Annotated in this window: 14 protein-coding genes; 8 read left to right on the forward strand and 6 right to left on the reverse strand. The window is 63.2% G+C overall.

The features are described 5' to 3' along the window. Nucleotides 1-2: 2 nt before the first annotated feature. The 3 genes from EI171_RS13000 to EI171_RS13010 are packed head-to-tail and all read left to right on the forward strand — an operon-like array spanning nt 3 to nt 4,499. Nucleotides 3-1,703 carry a hydrogenase maturation protein gene (locus EI171_RS13000; protein ID WP_161533528.1) on the forward strand — a complete coding sequence of 567 codons (1,701 nt, stop codon included), beginning with the start codon at nt 3-5 and terminating at the stop codon, nt 1,701-1,703. Beyond that, complete coding sequence (locus EI171_RS13005) at nt 1,700-3,157, forward strand: sigma-54 dependent transcriptional regulator (RefSeq protein WP_161533529.1); 1,458 nt, start codon at nt 1,700-1,702, stop codon at nt 3,155-3,157. The genes EI171_RS13000 and EI171_RS13005 overlap by 4 nt, the downstream gene beginning before the upstream one ends. Beyond that, nucleotides 3,132-4,499: a sensor histidine kinase gene (locus tag EI171_RS13010; protein WP_011089662.1), complete on the forward strand. Its 1,368-nt coding sequence runs from the start codon at nt 3,132-3,134 to the stop codon at nt 4,497-4,499. The genes EI171_RS13005 and EI171_RS13010 overlap by 26 nt, the downstream gene beginning before the upstream one ends. 116 nt (nt 4,500-4,615) lie before the next feature. Here EI171_RS13010 and EI171_RS46730 read toward each other — a convergent pair whose 3' ends face one another. The 4 genes from EI171_RS46730 to EI171_RS13025 form a co-directional block, all read right to left on the reverse strand. Beyond that, the gene (locus EI171_RS46730) at nt 4,616-4,834 is read right to left on the reverse strand and encodes a DUF6538 domain-containing protein (protein WP_371740510.1); all 219 of its coding nucleotides are present in this window, start codon (nt 4,832-4,834) and stop codon (nt 4,616-4,618) included. A 190-nt stretch (nt 4,835-5,024) separates the two neighbouring features. After that, the gene (locus EI171_RS13015; RefSeq protein ID WP_161533530.1) at nt 5,025-6,620 is read right to left on the reverse strand and encodes a hypothetical protein; all 1,596 of its coding nucleotides are present in this window, start codon (nt 6,618-6,620) and stop codon (nt 5,025-5,027) included. Continuing rightward, on the reverse strand, nt 6,611-9,469 hold the full coding sequence (locus EI171_RS13020; RefSeq protein ID WP_161533531.1) for an AAA family ATPase: 2,859 nt from the start codon (nt 9,467-9,469) through the stop codon (nt 6,611-6,613). The genes EI171_RS13015 and EI171_RS13020 overlap by 10 nt, the downstream gene beginning before the upstream one ends. A 1,038-nt stretch (nt 9,470-10,507) precedes the next feature. After that, nucleotides 10,508-11,914: a DHA2 family efflux MFS transporter permease subunit gene (locus tag EI171_RS13025; RefSeq protein WP_161533532.1), complete on the reverse strand. Its 1,407-nt coding sequence runs from the start codon at nt 11,912-11,914 to the stop codon at nt 10,508-10,510. A gap of 182 nt (nt 11,915-12,096) precedes the next feature. Here EI171_RS13025 and EI171_RS13030 point away from each other — a divergent pair, with 182 nt between their 5' ends. Further along, nucleotides 12,097-12,405 carry a hypothetical protein gene (locus EI171_RS13030; RefSeq protein WP_011089658.1) on the forward strand — a complete coding sequence of 103 codons (309 nt, stop codon included), beginning with the start codon at nt 12,097-12,099 and terminating at the stop codon, nt 12,403-12,405. A 20-nt stretch (nt 12,406-12,425) separates the two neighbouring features. Further along, nucleotides 12,426-13,316, forward strand: a complete 891-nt coding sequence (locus EI171_RS13035) for a sigma-70 family RNA polymerase sigma factor (protein ID WP_161533533.1) — start codon at nt 12,426-12,428, stop codon at nt 13,314-13,316. Nucleotides 13,317-13,436: 120 nt separating this feature from the next. Here the strand turns inward: EI171_RS13035 and EI171_RS13040 are convergent, their stop codons facing one another. Further along, nucleotides 13,437-15,224, reverse strand: a complete 1,788-nt coding sequence (locus EI171_RS13040) for a peptide ABC transporter substrate-binding protein (protein WP_161533534.1) — start codon at nt 15,222-15,224, stop codon at nt 13,437-13,439. Between the two features lie 188 nt (nt 15,225-15,412). Then, nucleotides 15,413-16,081 carry a TetR/AcrR family transcriptional regulator gene (locus EI171_RS13045; RefSeq protein WP_060908761.1) on the reverse strand — a complete coding sequence of 223 codons (669 nt, stop codon included), beginning with the start codon at nt 16,079-16,081 and terminating at the stop codon, nt 15,413-15,415. 123 nt (nt 16,082-16,204) lie between these two features. Here EI171_RS13045 and EI171_RS13050 point away from each other — a divergent pair, with 123 nt between their 5' ends. The 3 genes from EI171_RS13050 to EI171_RS13060 all read left to right on the forward strand — a co-directional run bounded on the left by EI171_RS13050 (nt 16,205) and on the right by EI171_RS13060 (nt 18,938). Continuing rightward, nucleotides 16,205-17,065, forward strand: a complete 861-nt coding sequence (locus EI171_RS13050) for a sugar phosphate isomerase/epimerase (protein ID WP_011089654.1) — start codon at nt 16,205-16,207, stop codon at nt 17,063-17,065. 1 nt (nt 17,066) lies between these two features. Then, nucleotides 17,067-18,167 carry a Gfo/Idh/MocA family protein gene (locus EI171_RS13055; protein WP_011089653.1) on the forward strand — a complete coding sequence of 367 codons (1,101 nt, stop codon included), beginning with the start codon at nt 17,067-17,069 and terminating at the stop codon, nt 18,165-18,167. A gap of 102 nt (nt 18,168-18,269) precedes the next feature. After that, the gene (locus EI171_RS13060; RefSeq protein WP_161533536.1) at nt 18,270-18,938 is read left to right on the forward strand and encodes an amino acid ABC transporter permease; all 669 of its coding nucleotides are present in this window, start codon (nt 18,270-18,272) and stop codon (nt 18,936-18,938) included. Nucleotides 18,939-18,940: the final 2 nt, after the last annotated feature.

The raw sequence follows: 18,940 nt of genomic DNA on the forward strand, positions 1-18,940 counted from the left end.
AGATGCGCATCCTGCTGCTATCGCACTCCTTCAACAGCCTGACGCAGCGGCTCCATGTCGAGTTGCGCGAGCGCGGCCACGAGGTTTCGGTCGAGCTGGACATCCACGCCGACGTCACGCGCGAGAGCGTGGCGCTGCATCGGCCGGACCTGGTGATCGCGCCGTTCCTGAAGCGCGCGATCCCCGACGACGTCTGGCGGAGCGTGCGCTGCCTGGTCGTCCATCCCGGGCCGCCCGGCGACCGCGGTCCGGCCGCGCTCGACTGGGCGGTTCTGGAAGGCGTCGCCGAGTGGGGCGTCACGGTGCTACAGGCGGATGGCGAGTTCGATGCCGGTCCAATCTGGTCGTTCCGCAGCTTCCCGATGCGGTGCGCGGCCAAGTCCAGCATCTACCGCAACGAGCTAACCTCCTGCGCGGTCGCAGCCGTGCTCGAAGCGGTCGCTGCGATCGAAGCCGGACAGGCTGCCCCGCAGCCGATGCAGGCGGGCGACCCGCGCATTCGCGTGCGCGGACCTTGCCGTCAGGCGGACCGGACGATCGACTGGCAGCACGACAGCACCATGACCGTGCTGCGCAAGATCAACAGCGCCGATGGCATGCCGGGCCTCGTCGATAGCCTGTTCTTCCAGGAGGTCAGGCTGTTCGATGCGCACGAAGCGCACGATATCTCCGGCGTGCCCGGCACAGTCATCGCGCAATGCGAAGGCGCGCTGGCGCGTGCCACGGTCGATGGCGCGGTCTGGATCGGCCATGTCAAGCGACTCGCGCCGAAGAGCCTGAAGCTGCCCGCGGCGAAAGTCTTCGCCGCGGAGGCGGCGTATTTGCCGCACCGGCCTGGCTGCGGCTACGCCCCGATCCGATATCGCGAGCATGGCGAGGTCGGCGAGCTCGCGTTCTCCTTCTACAGCGGCGCCATGGCGACCGGCGACTGCGAAGCCTTGCTCGGCGCCTATCGCGCTGCGCTGGAACGCCCGACCAGGGTGCTGCTGTTGACCGGCGGCCCCGACTATTGGTCGAACGGCATCCATCTTGCCGAGATCGAAGCGGCCGAAAGCGCCGCGGACGAGTCCTGGCGCAACATCAATGCGATCGACGATCTCGCCCGCGCGATCATCGAGACCACCGATCGCCTGGTCGTCTCGGTCATTCGCGGCAATGCGGGTGCGGGCGGCGTGTTCCTGAGTCTTGCCGCCGACGAGGTCTGGGCGAGCGACCAGATCATCCTCAATCCGCATTACAAGGACATGGGCAATCTCTACGGCTCGGAATACTGGACCTATCTGCTGCCGCGGCGTGCGGGGGCCGCGAACGCAACCCGGATCACGCAATGCCGGCTCCCGATGGGCGTGGCGGAAGCCCGGCGCCTCGCCATCGTCGATCGCGTGCTGTCGGGCGAGGCGCTCGCCGACGCAAGCCTCGTGCAGAGCGGCGCGGCCATGGCGTCGGATGCCGGCTTTGCCGCGCGCCTTGCCGCCAAGCAGCAGCGGCGAGCCGCCGATGAGGCCGAAAAGCCTCTGCAATCCTACCGCGACGAGGAGCTGCGGCGGATGAAGCTGAATTTCTACGGCTTCGATCCGAGCTATCATGTCGCGCGCTACAATTTCATCCATAAGGTACCGAAGTCGCGCACGCCGCTGACCATCGCTGGTCACCGTATCCGGCGTGCGCCAGGTCGGCCTGTCGGCATGGCGGTGTCATCGTGAGCATTCAGGGAACCATTCTCGTCGTCGACGACGAGGTCCGCTCGCAGGAAGCGTTGCGGCGTGTGCTCAGGGAGGATTTCGAGGTGCTCTGCGTCGGCAACGCGACCGATGCGGAGAAGCTGCTGGAGGGCGAGATCGTCCACGCGATCCTCTGCGACCAGCGGATGCCGCACGAATCCGGCGTGAGCTTCCTGAAGCGCGTCCGCGAGCTCTGGCCGGATCCGGTGCGGATGATCATTTCCGGCTATTCGGAGTCCGAGGACATCATCGCGGGACTGAACGAGGCCGGCATCTATCAATACATCACCAAGCCCTGGCAGCCGGACCAGCTGGTCGAAACCGTCAAGGAGGCGGTTCAGCTCTATCGGCTGCAGAAGGAGACCGAGACCGCCGGCGTCGACGTCAAGGCGACGTCGGGGCACATCAAGAAGGTCGTCTCGGTCAAGCGCGGCGTGGCCAAGCAGCTCTACGATTTCGACCGCATCGTGCATTCGACGGAAAGCCCGATGCACGCCGTGATCGAGCTCGGCAGGCGCGCCGCCGACTACGATATCTCGGTTCTGATCACCGGAGAATCCGGCACCGGCAAGGAGCTTCTGGCTCGCGCCATCCATTACGGCTCGGCGCGGGCCAACAGGGCGTTCGTGGTCGAGAACTGCGGCGCGCTGCCGGACGAGCTCCTGGAAAGCGAGCTGTTCGGTTGCAAGAAGGGCGCCTTCACCGGCGCCTACCAGGATCGCATCGGCCTGTTCGAGGTCGCCGATGGCGGCACGATCTTCCTTGATGAGATCGGCGAGACCTCGCCGGCGTTCCAGGTCAAGCTGCTGCGCGTGCTGCAGGAGAGCGAGATCCGGCCGCTCGGCGCGCAGCGCGTGCGCAAGGTCGACGTGCGCGTGGTGGCGGCGACCAATCGCGACCTGGAGGCGGAGGTCGAGGCCGGTCGCTTCCGGCGCGATCTGTACTACCGCCTCGCCGCATTCCCGGTGCACATGCCGGCGCTGCGCGAGCGCCCGATGGACATCCCGCTGATTGCGGAGGGCGTGCTGTCGGCGGTCAAGAGCTCCTTCAACCGGCCGAATCTGCGCTTCGCGCGTTCGGCGCTGGAGGAATTCGGCAAATATCACTGGCCGGGCAACGTCCGCGAGCTCCAGAACGAGATCCAGCGCATGGTCGTGCTCGCCGACCGGGACGAGCTGGCCGCACCGCCGCTGCTCGGCCGCCGCAATGGGAAGCGATCCGCGCCGATGCCGGCCCACGGCAGGCTGAACGGATCGGCCTCGCTGAAAGACAAGGTGGAGGATCTCGAGAAGTCGGTTATCATGAACTGCCTGGAGAGGAACGACGGAAACATCAGTCGTGTCGCCAGCGAGCTGGGTCTCTCACGGGTAGGGCTCAGGAACAAGCTGTCCAGGTATGATCTGAGAAAAAATGCCAAAGGCGACGCATTCTCCTGAAGCGAGCGAGGCGGATTCGCTGCTCAAGCTGGTCACCAGCGGCGGCGCGATCGAGTTCGACCGCGAGCGCGAGGGCGCCTGGATCGAAGTCATCCGCAAGATGGACGAGGTCTATTCGGACCTGTTGCGCTACGAGGTCGACCTCGAGCACAAGAACGCGGAGCTCGAGGAGGCGCAGGCCTTCGTCACCAACGTCATCGAATCCGTTTCGGACATCCTGATCGTCTGCGACGCCAGGGGGATGGTGCAGCAGGTCAATTCCGCGTTCCAGCATGCGCTCGGCCGCAGCGTCGGGGACGTGGTCGGCAGGAACATCGCCGACGTCATCGATGCCGCCGACGGTGCCAAGCTGGTGCCGCTATTGAAGCCGCGCGGCACGCCCGACGTCGTCGACGGTGAATTGAGGTTCGCGACGGACGGCGGCAGCACCGATCTGTTCGCGATCAACAGCTCGCCGCGCCACGATCATCGCGGCCGCTTCATCGGCGTGGTGCTGACGGGCCGGCCGATCGGCGAGTTGCGCCGCGCCTATGAGGCGCTACACAAGGCCCATCAGGAATTGCAGCGCGCCCAGCGGCAGCTGGTCGAGCAGGAGAAGATGGCGAGCCTCGGCCGTCTCGTCGCCGGTGTCGCCCACGAATTGAACAATCCGATCAGCTTCGTTTACGGCAACATTCACACCTTGATCCGCTACCGCGCGGCCATCGTCGCCTATCTCGACGCGATCCACGGCAAGGGCCGGGCGAGCGACCTCGCCGCACTGAAGAAGAGCCTGCGCATCGACGAGGTCATGGAGGATTTCGGCCCGCTGATCGAGGGCACCATGGAGGGGGCGGTCCGGATCAGCGAGATCGTGAAGAATCTGCGCCGGCTCTCCTTCAGCAAGCTCGGCGAGGTCGAGCGTGTCAATATCGAGCGTTTGATCAACACCGCTGTGCTGTGGGCCGTGCGCACCAAGCAGGTGCGCATCGACCTGCAGATGGAGCTCGAGCCGGAACTCTGGATCTCCGGCAACGAGGGACAGTTGCACCAGGTCATCGTCAATCTCGTCGAGAACGCGATCGACGCGATGCGCGACACCGAATTGCCGCGGCTGGTCGTCTCGGCGGCGCGCAAGGGCAACGAGATCCTGTTCCGGATTTCGGACAACGGTCCGGGAATCGACAAGGACCACATCAGCCACATCTTCGAGCCGTTCTTCACGACCAAGCGGGTCGGCGAGGGCACGGGACTCGGCCTCTGGATCAGTTACGGCATTGTGCGCGAGCACGGCGGCGAGCTTCTCGCCGCGAATGAGCCGGACGGCGGCGCGACGTTCTCTTTTGCCTTGCCGGCTGCGTAAACACCCCAGCTCTTTAACGAAGGCTATCGATACGTCCTCAGGACGTGAGTTTGCCTGTGTCGGCGCAGTGCTTTGCAGCAAGCAAGACTTTTCTCATCTGCCTGACCACCGGCGGCTCAATTGCTCCCTGGCGATTCAAGGCCGGGAGCTTGAACGATGTCCACTGCCCATCCGAGGTTAACCACCAGCCTTCTCCGCGCCTCCTGGAAATTCGCTGTCCTGAGGCTGACACGGAGCAAGGGGCGACCATAGATTTCCTGGGCGCGTTTCCCCAGTCTTATCTGAATGCAGTACCGGCCGTCCGGACGGCGGTGGAGATAGGCCGGGCGGGCCATGGGCGATACATCCCGGTGAGATGAATCGCCCCTGACTCGAACTACAAAACTCAGGCAAGATATTGTTTTTTTTGAAAGAATTACGGTTTCTGGGAATGTGGTGGCGTGTCCCTCTCCCGCTACCAAACAAAGTTAAAAGCTTGCTCCCTGAAGTTCATATGGCGGGCCAGCCCGTCCGGCATGCTTCTCCTTACGGCTGATGTATTGTTACCTCAGGTGCGATCGCAATCACGAGGTTGGCTAGTCTTTTGCTCGCTTCGTCAGCTCCGAGAGGGCTCGGACACAGAAGAGTGCAATCGCTCGCTCCTGGAAGCTGCTGAAGGTAGGCCCACGCTTCTGCAGGGGGAGGGTATAGTACGAAGCCGCCCAACGGATGACATCTAACGACTTGGTCCTCCGCAGCCCATCCGACGGTGCGCCTGTAGTTTTCTACGGTGTATGGCTTTGAATCGAGCCTGTTCGTGATGCCGTGATGCTTCGGGCTTGCGAGACAGGCATCGCCGACCATGAGCATCCGCCCAGCAGGCGTGGTGATCCTAATGAGGTAGTCGGGCGAACATCTCTCCTCCGAACCGAAGTAGGGACGATTCGGATCGAACTCTTGATTCAACGCAGCCCACTCCAGAGCTGGCATTCCGCGATCATGAGCCGGTGGGATTCGACTGTAGTCGATTAGCGCAGGCTCTGCCTCATAATCCAGCTCCATGACGATATCGCCTCGCTGTAACCGCCAAGAGCAGGAATGGAGCATGTCTACTGGGTTCACGAAGCACGAGCCGACAAAGCCCCACCGCCTGAACTCCTTCGCGAGCCAGACCGCTCCCCAGAGCTCCCATAGCGTGTTCAGGTAGATCGGGGGATAGTGCGATCTTGCGGATTCGATCGCCGAGAGCGCTTCGGAAAGGCGAGGTGCGAATGCACGTAGCAACTGCCGCAGACGATAGTCCCGCTGGAATATGGGACCCGGATATATGCCGGTTTGCAATTCCACGTCGTCGCAGAGGCGAGATAGCGTCCCCTGTAGTTCCGCAATCTTACGTGACAGCGCGCGTAGTCGGTGGATCTCACGATGCAAATCGGGCAGTCGACCTCCCGGATTGTGTCTCGCTACTTTGTGCGTGAGTATCTGCAGTTCCTTTGCGACCTTGTCGCCCGAATGCTGCAACTGATCATGCCTCCGCGTCGCCCAATGAGAGACAATCGCATTTTCGGGCAGCGGGACATTGCGTCTGGACCGAGGCCCCAGCTCGAAGAAAGGATCGCGGCGTATCGAGTATGCGAAGCGGAGTTCATCATCGACGAATTTGACGAGCTCGCTCGCCGCAACATGCCCGCCGCTGGTGCCAAGACGGCTCCAGGATCGATCCGTACGCTCCGTGATCACATCCCAAGTAGCGGATACGCCGAGTTCGGATTCTATATCCTCAATCATAGCGATTACGTCGCGGTAGCTGAGTAGCAGCGTCGGAACGACGTAGCAGCGCAACACCGTATCTTTGGGAATCTTTAAAGATAGCGTGACCTCGCCAAACCGGCGGTTGCGCCCTATTTCTTTTTCGAAACTCCAGCGCTGCCAGCTCCGTCCTTCCGGGGCCACGTCGGTCAGTTGTTCGAGTTTGGTGTGTTTATCGGTCGACTGTGCGTTAAATCCTCTGACAAGAATATCGAGATACGGGCAATCGTCACGTATGATGTACCACGTGGACGGCTTCCACTCGTACTGCGCGGGTATGCCGTCCTCGCCTTTGACGCGTACGGCTTCGATCTCGGAGTTCGCTAGTGCCATGGAGAAACAAACCCGAGGCGGGACTGTTGGCGCGCCAACTTCAGACGCCGACGCGTTCGCTGTAGTTCCTCCATTCCATCGACGGCCTTGTCCAGAGCGTCGAGAGCGGGCTGTATCTGGTCGAAAGCGCCCGACAGCTTCACTAAGATGCGACTCGCCAGAACACGATCGACCAGATCATCTCGGCTGAGAAGGTCCTTACCCTGAAGATCCAATCTGTGATGAAGCCCTAGCAGCGCCTTGATGTCAGAAAGCGCTCGTCGAGATGGAAGGAGGTCGTGACGAAGATCGTTATCGACGACCGCAACGTGCAAAGCCTTCAGGATGTTAGCGATGCGTTCGTCCGTACTCGCTCCATCGACCGATGCGACCGGAAGCCCAGGTAAAGGTTGAATTGAACTAAGGTCCGGCAGCCCGACAGGTTTGTCGATATCCCACGGGACTTGAGTGAGTTCAAGGAGGAAGCAGCGATCGATCACTTTCGGTGATGGCGGGCGCGAAAAGTCGTCGATGTTCATCGTCCCGAGCACCCGACACGGCGCGATCCTGATGCCTGGTTCGATCGTGCCTCCGCCGCTATCCAAAGCGTGGAACATCCGTGACAGATAGTATTCCGGACGAGTGAGGTTGAATTCATCGAACAAGACAACATGCGATCGGGCTTGATCTTCAATCAGATGGCGCAGCAGGCCTTTCTCGTCGAAGAGGAAGCTATCGTTGTCCCAATGCGCTTGTACCGCAACTTCGTGAAACGTCTTGCCGGGCTCCATGCCGAGAATGCGGGCTATCGCCCGCACGAGAGTAGACTTTCCACAGCCGGGCGGCCCTGCGAGAAGCACAATAGGTCGCACCGCGAGCGCAAGGAGCGTGACGACGATATCGTCGAACCAATAGTGCGGCGCGGGGACTTTCACGGCGTTTCTGAGCGATTCGAGAGCGTGCGAAAACTGCGAGTCCGAGATCCGTGCGCCCCAATTGAAGCTATCATCCCGCCTCGGATCGATCGAACCGATGGGCGCGGGGCTTGTGGGTTGCTCCGGCTCCTTCGACGCGCTGCCGCCTGCGAAGCTGCCTCCCAGCTCGCTTTGTGTATCAGCCAACCTTTCGCCGTCGACGGCGGCGCGTGAAGCAGATGTATCATAAGAGGCTTCGGCGTCGGACGAAGGTTCGACTAATCCAGAGACTAATCTCGGACCTTCGCCTACGTCGACCACGACGCGGCCTTCCTCGGACGACGACCCGAGGTCCGGTATCAGTTGCTCATCATCCAATCCTTCCCGCACCAAGCGTTCGAGTTCTTCCGCAGAAACCCAACCGCGATCAGCGGTCAAGGCGACGATCTTTGACATGCCGAGGTCGAGAACTACATCCTCCGCTTCATCGACCGCCAATGCACCCGGCTGCAAGTCACCGTCGAAGGGGTTTAAGGCCGCCTCTTCACGCTTGCGGAGAGTGTTCGCGTCAATCCATAGTGTAGATTTGGTGTCTAGCACCTGATCAGAAAGGACCGACGCTCGTTGTTTGATGGGATCCCAGTGGATACTCATCTTTCCTGGAGACTGCCAGACCTCCAATGCCTTAAACTTGCGCCCCTTGCGCGCCGCAACGCCTGCTGCACCGCCGGGGACTAGCCGCATCTTCGGATGTGATCCTCTCGCCAGTAACGGCAAGTCTTCGATAGGCCGTGTCCCGCCGTCATCAATGAACGGGTCGTTTGGATCCAGGACCGTTACCTGATGCTCAAGCTCGGCGGGCTGTTTGATGCCGAGGAGCAGAGGGTACGGGAGCGTCGATTCCAAGGCTGGCTTGAGGACGTCGCCGCCCAGACCGTCCGGCTCGCGGAGCCTGGGAGGGGCGTAGTTATGGAGAATGTGGGCTAGTCCGCCGGCCGCGGCGGCTATTGCGAACGAGGTGCCGACGCGAAGCACTTTTGGTCGATATCTTCCGGGAAAAAATGCAGAGAGCATTGCTTCTTCGAACCCCGGAAGGAGACTCGTCCCTCCGGCAAGAAGAATGCTGTCAATGAGCCGATAGGCCTCGGCTGAGCTGCTCACCTCACGTTCGCTCAAGCGGGCTTCGCTCTTCCTCCTCGCGTCTTCTGTTTTTGTCTGGTTGTCGAATAGCCGCTCGCACAACTTTTCGAACAACGGCCGAAGCGATTCCGCGAGAATCTTGGAGACAGACTGCAACGTTGTCTGGGTGATGATAATCGGCTTTCCTGCCGATGGTATTTCGACGGGCGTATCCATTCCCGTCTGGCTCGCGCTGACCTTCGCCTTCTCTATCGCTCTAAGAACGCGATCACGGTTCTCGCGATCCCTGTCCATTAGTGATTCCGAGACGCCCAACACTTGTGCGAGATGGGAGTCGACCCAACGCCCGGCATGAGCGACGCTGTCACCCCGCAGTGCGCGGATACGCTGGTCGCGTTGGGCACCTGTCGTATCGATCTCGACGATGGTTTGATCTCGGCGACTGAGCACCAACGTCATGTTCGCCGTCGAAGCGCCTACGTCGACTACGAGAATGACGTTGTTTGCGCCGGTCTCGAGCTTAAGAGTGCGCTTCAAGAGACGAAAATACTCCGCCACCATTTCAGGTTCCGGAATGATCGTGACGCCCGGTAACGCTGCCTCCACAGCATCTTTGTATCGGGTGCGCGTCTTCTCATCGCTGATCGAAGGCATCAACGCGTACTTCCGGCGCTGTCGATAGTCCGCAGGCAGCTTCTCAAGGATCTTCCGGAGATATTCGCGGAAGACCTCATCGCGGTCCAATTCCCTAAAAGGTGTGAGCGGATTGTTGGTGTCGTAGAACATCTGCCGCACCGCTCTGTTGCCGTGCAGCATCCAATCCTTGATGTCGTCTATCTGAAAGACCCACTCCGCATCCTTGGGACGCTCTAGTTCAAGGGTCCAGAGCTTGCGATCACTGACCTTTGGATCGGCGACGATGAAAATGTCGAAGGACGAAACGGCTGCGCGTCGTTCTGCAGCAGAAACTTGAACGCACTTTCCGTCATACTATGATTTTACCTTGTGGGTTACCCCGGCACGGAAATGCGAACTCGGGCGGGCAGTGTGATGGCCGTTTTCAATACTCTTACAACCATGGCGTGTTCGTGCAGTATAAGCAATTGAATTGGCCAAGGCAGAGGTGCGACATTAGTCGGAGGCCCTGCGGGATTTGTCACTACACCTAGCTGCCCCGTCGGGCAAAACACCCACCACCCCGTCAACCCCCTTCTCGTAAAAATATTCCACTTTACCGAAATTCGGAAATGCCGTATGTGTCGCCCATCCCGGCTCATCCTTGAGGGGCGATCTTGTGTCGTCACGTTTCGCGAGTCGGGCTTGCGGTGGACGCGGCAGCGTCGGGTGCGAGGCCAAGGGCAGGGCGGATTGCTCTCCGTGAGCCCAAGACTTCGTGCCAGATGAGCGGCGCTGTCAGGTTCGTCTCGCCTGTAAGTTTCCGGCTCCGTCGACAGGGCTGGAAAAACTGCGGCGAAATGGCGGGCCGTGCGTACGGCAAAACCGTGTGGTCCTGGCCGTCGTTGCTACGGTCAAGCTCTTACGGATGCGGCAGTCGCGTCAACCGGCGCGGTGCCGGCGACTTTCGCGAGAGCGAGGGAGGCCAGCAGGAACTCGGCTCCCGGGAGAGCACGGCATAAGCCGTCCAACCACTGCGCAGGGAAGGCCGAGTGATTGGCTACACCTGTATGCTGCTGTGCGGTTCTTCCTGCGTGTGCTTTTCGCGCAGCGGACCGCGGGTGCCGGCCGGCACCCGGCCTTCCCTGCGCCCTCTTGGCTAACGAGGGTCGAGCGACGAAGCAAAGCTCGGGCGACATGCGCCGCGAGGACGGGAAGGCGTGTCCGCTGTTTGACAGGTCACGCATCCTGCGGCGCGGCTGCGCCGGCGATGCGTCGCCGGGCCGGCAGGAAAAGCCCCGCAATCGCGCCGGCCAACGACAGCGTTGCGGCGAGGCTCATCGCCGCAGCAAATCCGCTCTCGAAATGCGCGGCCGAGTAGGCCCCGCCGTTGGCCGAGAAGGTCGCCACCAGCGCAGCGATGCCGAACATGCCGCCGAGGAAGCGGCCCATGTTGAAGACGCCGGACGCCTTGCCCATCTCGGCCACCGTGACCGAACTCAGGATGGCGTTCTGCGCCGCCGGCATCGCCATCGAGACGCCAACGCCGGCCAGCACCAGCGGCGCGACCAGGGCGGAGTAGGGAAGCGCGGGATTCACGATCTCGGCGATCCAGCCAAGGCCGATCGCCTGCATCAGCAATCCCGTCACCACCAGCGGCCGCTCGCCGAACCTGTTGACGACCGCGCCGGCGATCGGCGCGGTGACGAACAGCGTCGCTGTCCAGGGCAGCAGGCGAAGTCCGGCGCCGAAGGCATCGAAGCCCAGCGTGGTCTGCAGGAACTGCGGCAGCAGGAACACCACGCCATACATCGCGGCGTAGAACAGGACGCTTGCCGACATGCCGGAGGCGAGGGCACGCGATGCAAACAGCCGCATCGGCACCATCGGCGCGGCCGCGCGCAATTCCCACAGCACGAAGCCGGCCGCGAACACCAGGCCCGACATCAGCGCGCCCATGACCTCGGCGCTCGCCCACCCCACAGCGTTGCCGCGCAACAGGCTCCAGACCAGTGCCAGCGCCGCAAGCGCCACGAGCGCTAGTCCGGGGATGTCCAATGCGGCGGCCGGTCCGAAGCTTTCGCGCAACCGTGCCAGCACCAGGGCGATCGCGATCAGGCCGATCGGCAGGTTGATCCAGAACACCCAGCGCCAGCCGAGGTGCTCGGTGATGAAGCCGCCGATGGCGGGGCCGATGATCAGCGCGCATCCGGTGATGCTGCTGAAAATGCCGAGCGCGCGGGCGCGCTCCTGCCGGCCGAACGTGCCGCTCAGGATCGCCATTGCGAGCGGCATCACCAGCGCGGCGCCGGCGCCTTGCAACGCGCGGGCGGCGATCAGCGCGGTGGCGTTGCCCGCGAGTGCGCAGGCCGCCGATGCAACGACGAACAGCGCGATCCCGGCCGCGAACATGCGGCGGCGCCCGAAGCGGTCGCCGAGTGCGGCGCCGGTCAGGAGCAGCACGGCGAAGGTCAGGTTGAAGGCGTTGACGGTCCATTGCAGCGTCTCGACCGGGCTGCCGAATTCGGCGCGGATGGCTGCGAATGCCGTCGTGATGACCATGGCGTCCAGCGCCATCATGAAGGATGCCAGCGCGGTGACGCCAAGCACCCAGTTCCGCTCGGCGCGATTGGTCGGGGTCTGCATCGCCCTCTCTCCGTGTCTCGCGCCACCCTGTCGCGGCGCGTTCTGCGGGCTAGACGAGGCCGGAGGGGCAAAGGATGCGCCCGGAAATAATTTTTCTCGGGCCGCATCCTTCGGCTGCCGGCAAACGTCCTAGGGGTGAGGCGGCCGCGAGCCAGGTCGCGACATGAAAAAAGGAGCGCGCGATGAGAAGGACGTTGATCAGGTACAAGACCAAGCCGGAACTGGCCGACCGGAACGCCGAGCTGGTTGCGGCGGTGTTTGCGGAATTGAAGGCGGAGAGCCCAGACGGCGTGCGCTATCTGACGCTGCGGCTGGAGGACGACACCTTCATCCATTTTGTCGAGGCCGCGGCCGAGGATGGCTCGAGCCCGATCCCGAAGCTTAGGGCGTTTCAGGCGTTCCAGGACGGCATCCGCGACCGCTGCGCGGAGCCGCCGCTGGTTCGTGACGTGAGGATCGTCGGCAACTATCGTATGCTGGACGAGTCCTGAGCAGGCGAGGCGGAGGAACAATGGCGCCACACCCCCTGGCCACCATCGATATCGAGGCCGTGCTGGCGGGGATGCGGCCGAAGCTGCATCGCTACTGCGCGCGCATGGTCGGCTCGGTCATCGACGGTGAGGACGTGCTGCAGGACGCGCTGATCAAGGCGATGGAAGCGCTGCAATCGGTCACGCCCGCCGTCAATCCGGAGGGCTGGCTGTTTCGCATCGCGCACAACACCGCGCTGGATTTCCTGCGCCGCCGCAACCGGCAGGAGGCGCTGCATTCGGCTGAGGAGGTGGAGATGATTGCCGACCAGCTCGATGATTTGGAAAGCCGCCAGATCGCTGCCACCAGCCTGCGCACCTTCATGCGGTTGCCGGTGGCGCAGCGCTCCAGCGTGATCCTGATGGACGTGCTCGGCTGCTCGCTGGCCGAGGTCTGCGACATCATGGATCTCAGCCTGCCGGCGGTGAAGGCCGCGCTGCATCGCGGGCGCACGCAGCTGCGTGAGTTCGCCGGGCAGCCCGACGACGTGCCACAGGCGAACCTGTCGGAAGCCGACCGCACGCGGCTCAACGCCTATGTCGGCCATTTCAACGCTCGCGACTTCGACGCCATCCGCGAAATGATCGCCGATGACGTCAGGCTCGAGCTCGTCAACCGCACCAGGTTGAAAGGCAAGGCCGAGGTGTCGCGCTATTTCGGCAATTATTCGAAGGTCAGCGACTGGCACCTGGTGACGGGGCAGGTCGACGGACGTCCCGCGATCCTGGTGTTCGATCCCAATGAGCCGAACGGGCGGCCGAAATACTTCATGCTGCTGAACTGGTCCGCCGACAAGCTCGCCATCATCAGGGATTTTCGTCACGCGGCGTACGTCATCGATGCCGCCGAGTGCGTGGTGGATCGAGGGTGAGTGGATGAGCGTACGCAGCGACCCTTCGCCGTACTTGAACGGAAAGAAAGTCGCATTCACCCTCGTCCGGAGAGCAATGATGCGGTTGAGACAGCGCGCGCGTGAAGCCAGCTTCTCACCTCAACTCCGATACCAACTCCCCAGATTCCACGTCGTGACGTCCCAGCCCGAGATGTCGGTCATGAGGCTGTTGACGGCGCCGCCGACGATGTTGCGCGAGAGCAGCGGCACGAGCACGTTGGCTTCGCAGAAGATCTCGTTGACCTTGATCAGCTGCGCGGCGCGCTTGACCGGATCGAGCTCGCTTTGTGCGGCCTTGTAGGCCTTGTCGGCCTCGGGATCGGACCAGCGCGAGACGTTGCGGCCGAGCCATTTGTTCTCCTTGGACGAAATCTCCCAGGAGACGCACTGGTTCAGGAAGCGCTCGGGATCGGGCTGCGGCTGCGTCGTGTTGTACATCTCCATGTCGCAATAGAGCTTCGAATAGGTGTCGGGGTTGCCGACATCGGACGAGAAGAACACCGATGCCGTGACCGACTTGATCTCGATGTCGATCCCGGCCTTCTGGCAGGCCTGCTTGATGATGGCCTGCGTCTTCTGCCGCGGGGCGTTGATCGAGGTCTGGAAGACGTATTTGAGCTTCTTGCCGTCCTTCTCGCGAATGCCGTCAGCGCCCATCTTCCAGCCGGCCTCGTCGAGGATCTTGTTCGCCTTGTCGACGTTGAACTCGTATTTCAGCTTGCTCGACTTGAACTGGCTGGGCTGGTTGACGAAGCTCGCCGTCGCGACGGCGGCGCGGCCGTAGATGAATTTCTGGATTGCCTCGCGATCGACCAGCAGGTTGAACGCCCGGCGAACGGCCGGATCGGACAGCGTTGGGTGCCTGGTCTTGGCGTTCGAACGCTCGCCGTCGACCTCGGTCCACGGGTCCGTCGTGTTGAGGACGATGAACTCGACGCCGCCGGAGAGCGTGAACTCCACCTTGCCTTTGCCGCTGGCCTCCATGCGCTTGAGGACTTCGTCCTCCACCAGCAGGTTCCAGGCATAGTCGTATTCGCCGGTCTGCAGCACGGCGCGCGCGGCAGAGACCGCATCGCCGCCGCCCTTGACCTCGAGCGTGTCGAAATGCGGCTGGTTCCTGACGTGATAGTCGGGGTTGCGCTCGGCCAGGATCAAATCGCCCGGCTTGAACTCGACGAATTTGTACGGGCCGGTGCCGACCGGCTTCAGATTGCCCGGTGCGTCGCGCGACTTCGCGCCGGCATAGTCGCCGAAATGATGTTTCGGCAGGATCTGGCCGACCGCGCCGACGAAGGGGTCGGCCCAGAACGGGGTCGGAGCCTTGAAGATCACCTTGACGGTGTGGTCGTCGATCTTCTCGACCTTGATGTTCTGGTAGGAGCCCGTGGTGTACGCCGCGGTCGCGAGGTCCGCGGCATATTGCCAGGTGAAGACGACGTCGTCGGCGGTGAAGGGCTTGCCGTCATGCCACCTGACGCCCTGCTTCAGCTTCCAGGTCACGCTGGTGCCATCCGGCGAGAGGCCGCCGTTCGCCTTGGTCGGAACCTCCGCAGCGAGGCAGGGGATGAGGTTGCCCTCCCTGTCCCAGCCGGCGAGCGGCTCGAAGAAGATGCGCGAGGCGACCTGGTCCTTGGTGCCGAGCGCGAAATGCGGATTGAGCAAGGTGGGGGCCTGCCAGATCAGGATCTTCAGCGGACCGCCGCCGCCGGCCTTGGTCGGCTTGTATGGCAAGGTGGCATCCGCCATCGCCACGTCGTTCCAGAGCAGGATCTGGCTTGCAGCGGGCGCCGCGATCCCGACCGCGGCCATTGTCCGGATGAACGAGCGCCGCGACAGCGTGCCGTCCTTCACCTCCGCGATGGCCTTGCGGATTTCGTTCTCGTTCATCGGATGAGCTCCACCTTCGCGCAGAAAAGTCGTCACCGGCGACCCATCATGTTGCATCGCGGGCAAGGCGGCAATGCCGACAAGGCGGGGAACCCCTGCGGCGAAATGGCGAAGGTGTGTACGGCGCGGTCGTGCCGTCGCGACGATGCATCGAGCCCAGCCGGGCGGGGCATCGTCAATTCGCCTCTCTAGTCGCTCCGCACATAGCGCCAGAGCAGGTCGGCGACTTCGAGCCGGCGCTGTGCCTTCGCCTTCTGCGAGGACATGTCGGTTGCGAATTGCGCCTCGAACGTGTGCCGGTTCGCGACCGAGAAGAAGCAGAGCGCGTTCAGCGACATGTGCAGTTCGACCGGATCGATGCCGGGTCTGATCGCGCCGGCGCGAACGCCCCGGTCCAGCACCGCGGCGATCTGGCTGACGATCGGCCGCGTCATCTCCTTCAACTTCTTGCTGCCCCGGATGTGCCGGCCGCGATGGATGTTCTCGATCGTGACCAGCCGGACATATTCCGGGTTGGCCTGGTCGAAATCGAAGGTGAACTCGGCCAGCCTGCGAATCGCGGCCTCCGGCGCGAGCGCTTCGAGGTGAAGATCCTGCTCGGCGACGCGCATCTTGGCGTAGGCCATCTCGAGCACGGCCGTGAACAGCTCTTCCTTGGATTTGAAGTAGTAGAAAATCAGCCGCTTGGTGATGTTGGCGCGTGCGGCGATGGCATCGGTATTGCCGCCGGCGAGGCCGTTCTCGGCGAATTCCGCGAACGCGATCTCCAGGATCTCGCGCTTGGTGCGCTCCCGGTCGCGCCGCCGCACCGGCGGCTGCTTCGCGTCCTCCGCGACGGGCTTTTCCTTGGGTCTCATCCGGCGGTTCGGTCCTTTGCATCCGGCCAGGCCTGCTTGCCCCACCCTCCATAGCGCAATCGGCGGTCCTTGACATCAATTATCCCATAGGTTAATTCTAATTAACCTATGGATTAATTATCTATGACGGATCTCGGCCTTGCTCATCTGACGGCCCTGGACCTTGCGCCTGTCGCGCTTGTGGCCGAGGCCGCGCGTGCCGGCTTCAGCTTCATCGGCCTGCGCGCGATCCCTGCGACTGCCGGCGGACCTGCCTATCCGACGCGGATGGGAACGGACGCGCACCGCGAGCTCAAACGGTCTCTCGCCGGCGAGGGAGTGCGACTGAACGAGATCGAGTTCGTTCAGCTCACGCCTCGCATCGACATTCCGGCGCTCGCGGGCCTGTTCGAAGCCGCAGCCGATCTCGGCGCGGTGGCGGTCACGGCATCGGGGGATGACGACGATCCGGTCCGCCTCACCGCGCATTTCGCTGATCTCTGCGACCTCGCGCAGCAATTCGGCCTGCGTGTCGACCTGGAGTTCATGCGCTGGCGCGCGATTGGCTCGCTGCCGCAGGCCGCGGCGATCGTGCGTGGCGCGGGCAAGGCCAACGGCACCATTCTCGTCGATGCGCTGCATCTCCATCGTTGCGGCGGCAAGCCGGGCGACTTGATCTCGATTCCCGCGCACTATTTGCGCGCCGCGCAGATCTGCGACGTCGTCGCGGATATGCCTGCGAGCGATGCCGCCATCATCGCTGAAGCGCGCGAAGGCCGGTTGCCGCCGGGCGAAGGCGCCTTGCCGCTCGGCGAGCTCCTCGAAGCGCTTCCGGTGGACGCGAGCCTCAGCGTCGAGATGCCGTTGCCGGCCTTGGCGGTGCGGCCCCGGCTCGCCACCGCGTTCGACGCCACGAGGCGCCTGCTCGAGCATCGGCCACGGGGAGCGTGGCGGCCAGACCATCGCCGCGAAGCCGGCGGCCCAATCCAGATACGGACGACGTGAGATGAAGAACATCACCATAGGCGTCATCGGCGCGGGGCTGATCGGGCGCAAGCACCTCGCCAAGCTGGCCGGACGTGGGGACTATGACCTCGTCGGCATCGCGGACGTGAACTCCGATCGGATCGCAGCCGATTATCCCGGGACCCCTGTCTTCGCCGACTACCGGAAACTGCTCGACGAGGCGCGGCCGGAGGCCGTGATCATCGCCTCACCCAACCAGCTTCATGCCGAGCAGGGCATCGCATGCGCCAGGCGCGGGATTCACATCCTGATCGAGAAGCCGGTCACGGACACGGTGGAGACCGCGGCAAGCCTGATTGCCGAGGTGCGCAAGGCCGGCATCCAGTCGCTGGTCGGGCATCACCGCCGCCACCATCAGCAGGTCAGGACGCTGAAGGCGACTTTGGGAGACAAGCGCATCGGCGATGTCGTCGGGGTGTCGGCGATCTGGGCCACCCACAAGCCGGCGGCCTATTTCGAGATCGCGCCATGGCGCTCGCAGGCTGGCGGCGGACCGATCCTGATCAACCTCATCCACGAAATCGACTTCCTGCGCTTCACCGTGGGCGAGATCGTCGCCGTGGAAGCGATTGCGTCGAACCGCCAGCGCAGCTTTGCGGTCGAGGATACCGCCGCGGCGCTGATCGAATTCGACAGCGGCGCGCTCGGCACGTTTTTCATCAGCGACAGCGCCGTCTCGCCCTGGACCTCCGAGCAGGGGCTCGGCGAGGCCCCCGAATTCCCGTTCAGCGGCGAGAGCAGCTATCGCTTCCTCGGCCGAACCGGGTCGATCGAATTTCCGGCGCTCGTGCAATGGTCGCAGGCCGGCGGCGCGCAGGACTGGAACAAGCCGATCCAGGCCCAGCGCATCCATGCCTCCTCGGTTGACCCCTACGTCGCCCAGCTCGACCATTTCCGCGACATCATTCGCGGCAACGCGCGGTCATTGCAGCCGGTCGAGGACGGCGCGCGCAGCCTGATCGCGACCCTGGCGGTCGCCGAGGCCGCCGCCGGTGGACGACGCGTCGACCTGCGCCATCGCTACGAAACGCTCGCAAGTCCGGTCGTGCCGGCAACGTCAGACCAGCAAAGGGCTTCCTGAGCGCAAACACATTCACCGCCGCTCGGCGGACCAGGATGGGCAGAGCCGCGGCGCGATCTCAACGACGCCGGCAAAAGGGCCGGCCCGGAGGGAGGGAACGAGGTGAACTACACGTTCGACTTTAGCCCCGTGCTGGACGGACTTCCGGACCTGCTGTGGGGCTGTGCCGGCACGCTGGAGCTTGCGCTGTCCGGCATGGTGCTGGCGCTTGCAATCGGGATCGGCGGCGTCGTGCTGCGCGAATCCCGCGTCTTCGCGCTGCGCTGGCTCGTCATCGCCTTTGTCGAGGCGATCCGCAACACGCCGTTCCTCGGGCAGATCTATTTCATCTTCTTCGCGCTGCCGCTGGTCGGCGTTCGCCTCGATCCGACACTAACCGCGATCATCGCGCTCGGTGTCAACGGCGGGGCCTATGCGATCGAGATCATCCGCGGTGGCGTGCAGTCGATCAACAAGGGGCAGGTGGAAGCCGGTCTCGCGCTCAGCCTGAGCCGGGCGCAGGTGTTCCGCCTGATCGTGCTGAAGCCGGCGCTGCGCGCGATCTATCCGTCGCTGACCAGTCAGTTCATCATGCTGACGCTGACGACCAGCATCGCGTCTGCGATCTCGGCCTATGAACTGACCTCGGTCGGGCAGACGATCGAGACCAACACTTTCCGCAGTTTCGAGGTCTATGGCGTCGTCACGCTGCTCTATTTCGTCATGTCGTGGATGCTGATGCAGATGTTCGCGCTGATCAACGCGCGCTACTTCAGCTACCCCGTGAAGTGAGG

The sequence above is a fragment of the Bradyrhizobium sp. LCT2 genome (genome assembly GCF_009931255.1).
Classification (GTDB): Bacteria; Pseudomonadota; Alphaproteobacteria; order Rhizobiales; family Xanthobacteraceae; genus Bradyrhizobium; species Bradyrhizobium diazoefficiens.

Excerpts from the sequence above, each read along its gene's own strand:
- EI171_RS13000 (WP_161533528.1), top strand. The coding sequence starts at position 3 with ATGCGCATCCTGCTGCTATCGCACTCCTTCAACAGCCTGACGCAGCGG.
- EI171_RS13010 (WP_011089662.1), top strand. The coding sequence starts at position 3,132 with ATGCCAAAGGCGACGCATTCTCCTGAAGCGAGCGAGGCGGATTCGCTG.
- EI171_RS46730 (WP_371740510.1), bottom strand. The coding sequence starts at position 4,834 with ATGGCCCGCCCGGCCTATCTCCACCGCCGTCCGGACGGCCGGTACTGC.
- EI171_RS13015 (WP_161533530.1), bottom strand. The coding sequence starts at position 6,620 with ATGGCACTAGCGAACTCCGAGATCGAAGCCGTACGCGTCAAAGGCGAG.
- EI171_RS13020 (WP_161533531.1), bottom strand. The coding sequence starts at position 9,469 with ATGCTGCACGGCAACAGAGCGGTGCGGCAGATGTTCTACGACACCAAC.
- EI171_RS13025 (WP_161533532.1), bottom strand. The coding sequence starts at position 11,914 with ATGCAGACCCCGACCAATCGCGCCGAGCGGAACTGGGTGCTTGGCGTC.
- EI171_RS13030 (WP_011089658.1), top strand. The coding sequence starts at position 12,097 with ATGAGAAGGACGTTGATCAGGTACAAGACCAAGCCGGAACTGGCCGAC.
- EI171_RS13035 (WP_161533533.1), top strand. The coding sequence starts at position 12,426 with ATGGCGCCACACCCCCTGGCCACCATCGATATCGAGGCCGTGCTGGCG.
- EI171_RS13040 (WP_161533534.1), bottom strand. The coding sequence starts at position 15,224 with ATGAACGAGAACGAAATCCGCAAGGCCATCGCGGAGGTGAAGGACGGC.
- EI171_RS13045 (WP_060908761.1), bottom strand. The coding sequence starts at position 16,081 with ATGAGACCCAAGGAAAAGCCCGTCGCGGAGGACGCGAAGCAGCCGCCG.
- EI171_RS13050 (WP_011089654.1), top strand. The coding sequence starts at position 16,205 with ATGACGGATCTCGGCCTTGCTCATCTGACGGCCCTGGACCTTGCGCCT.
- EI171_RS13055 (WP_011089653.1), top strand. The coding sequence starts at position 17,067 with ATGAAGAACATCACCATAGGCGTCATCGGCGCGGGGCTGATCGGGCGC.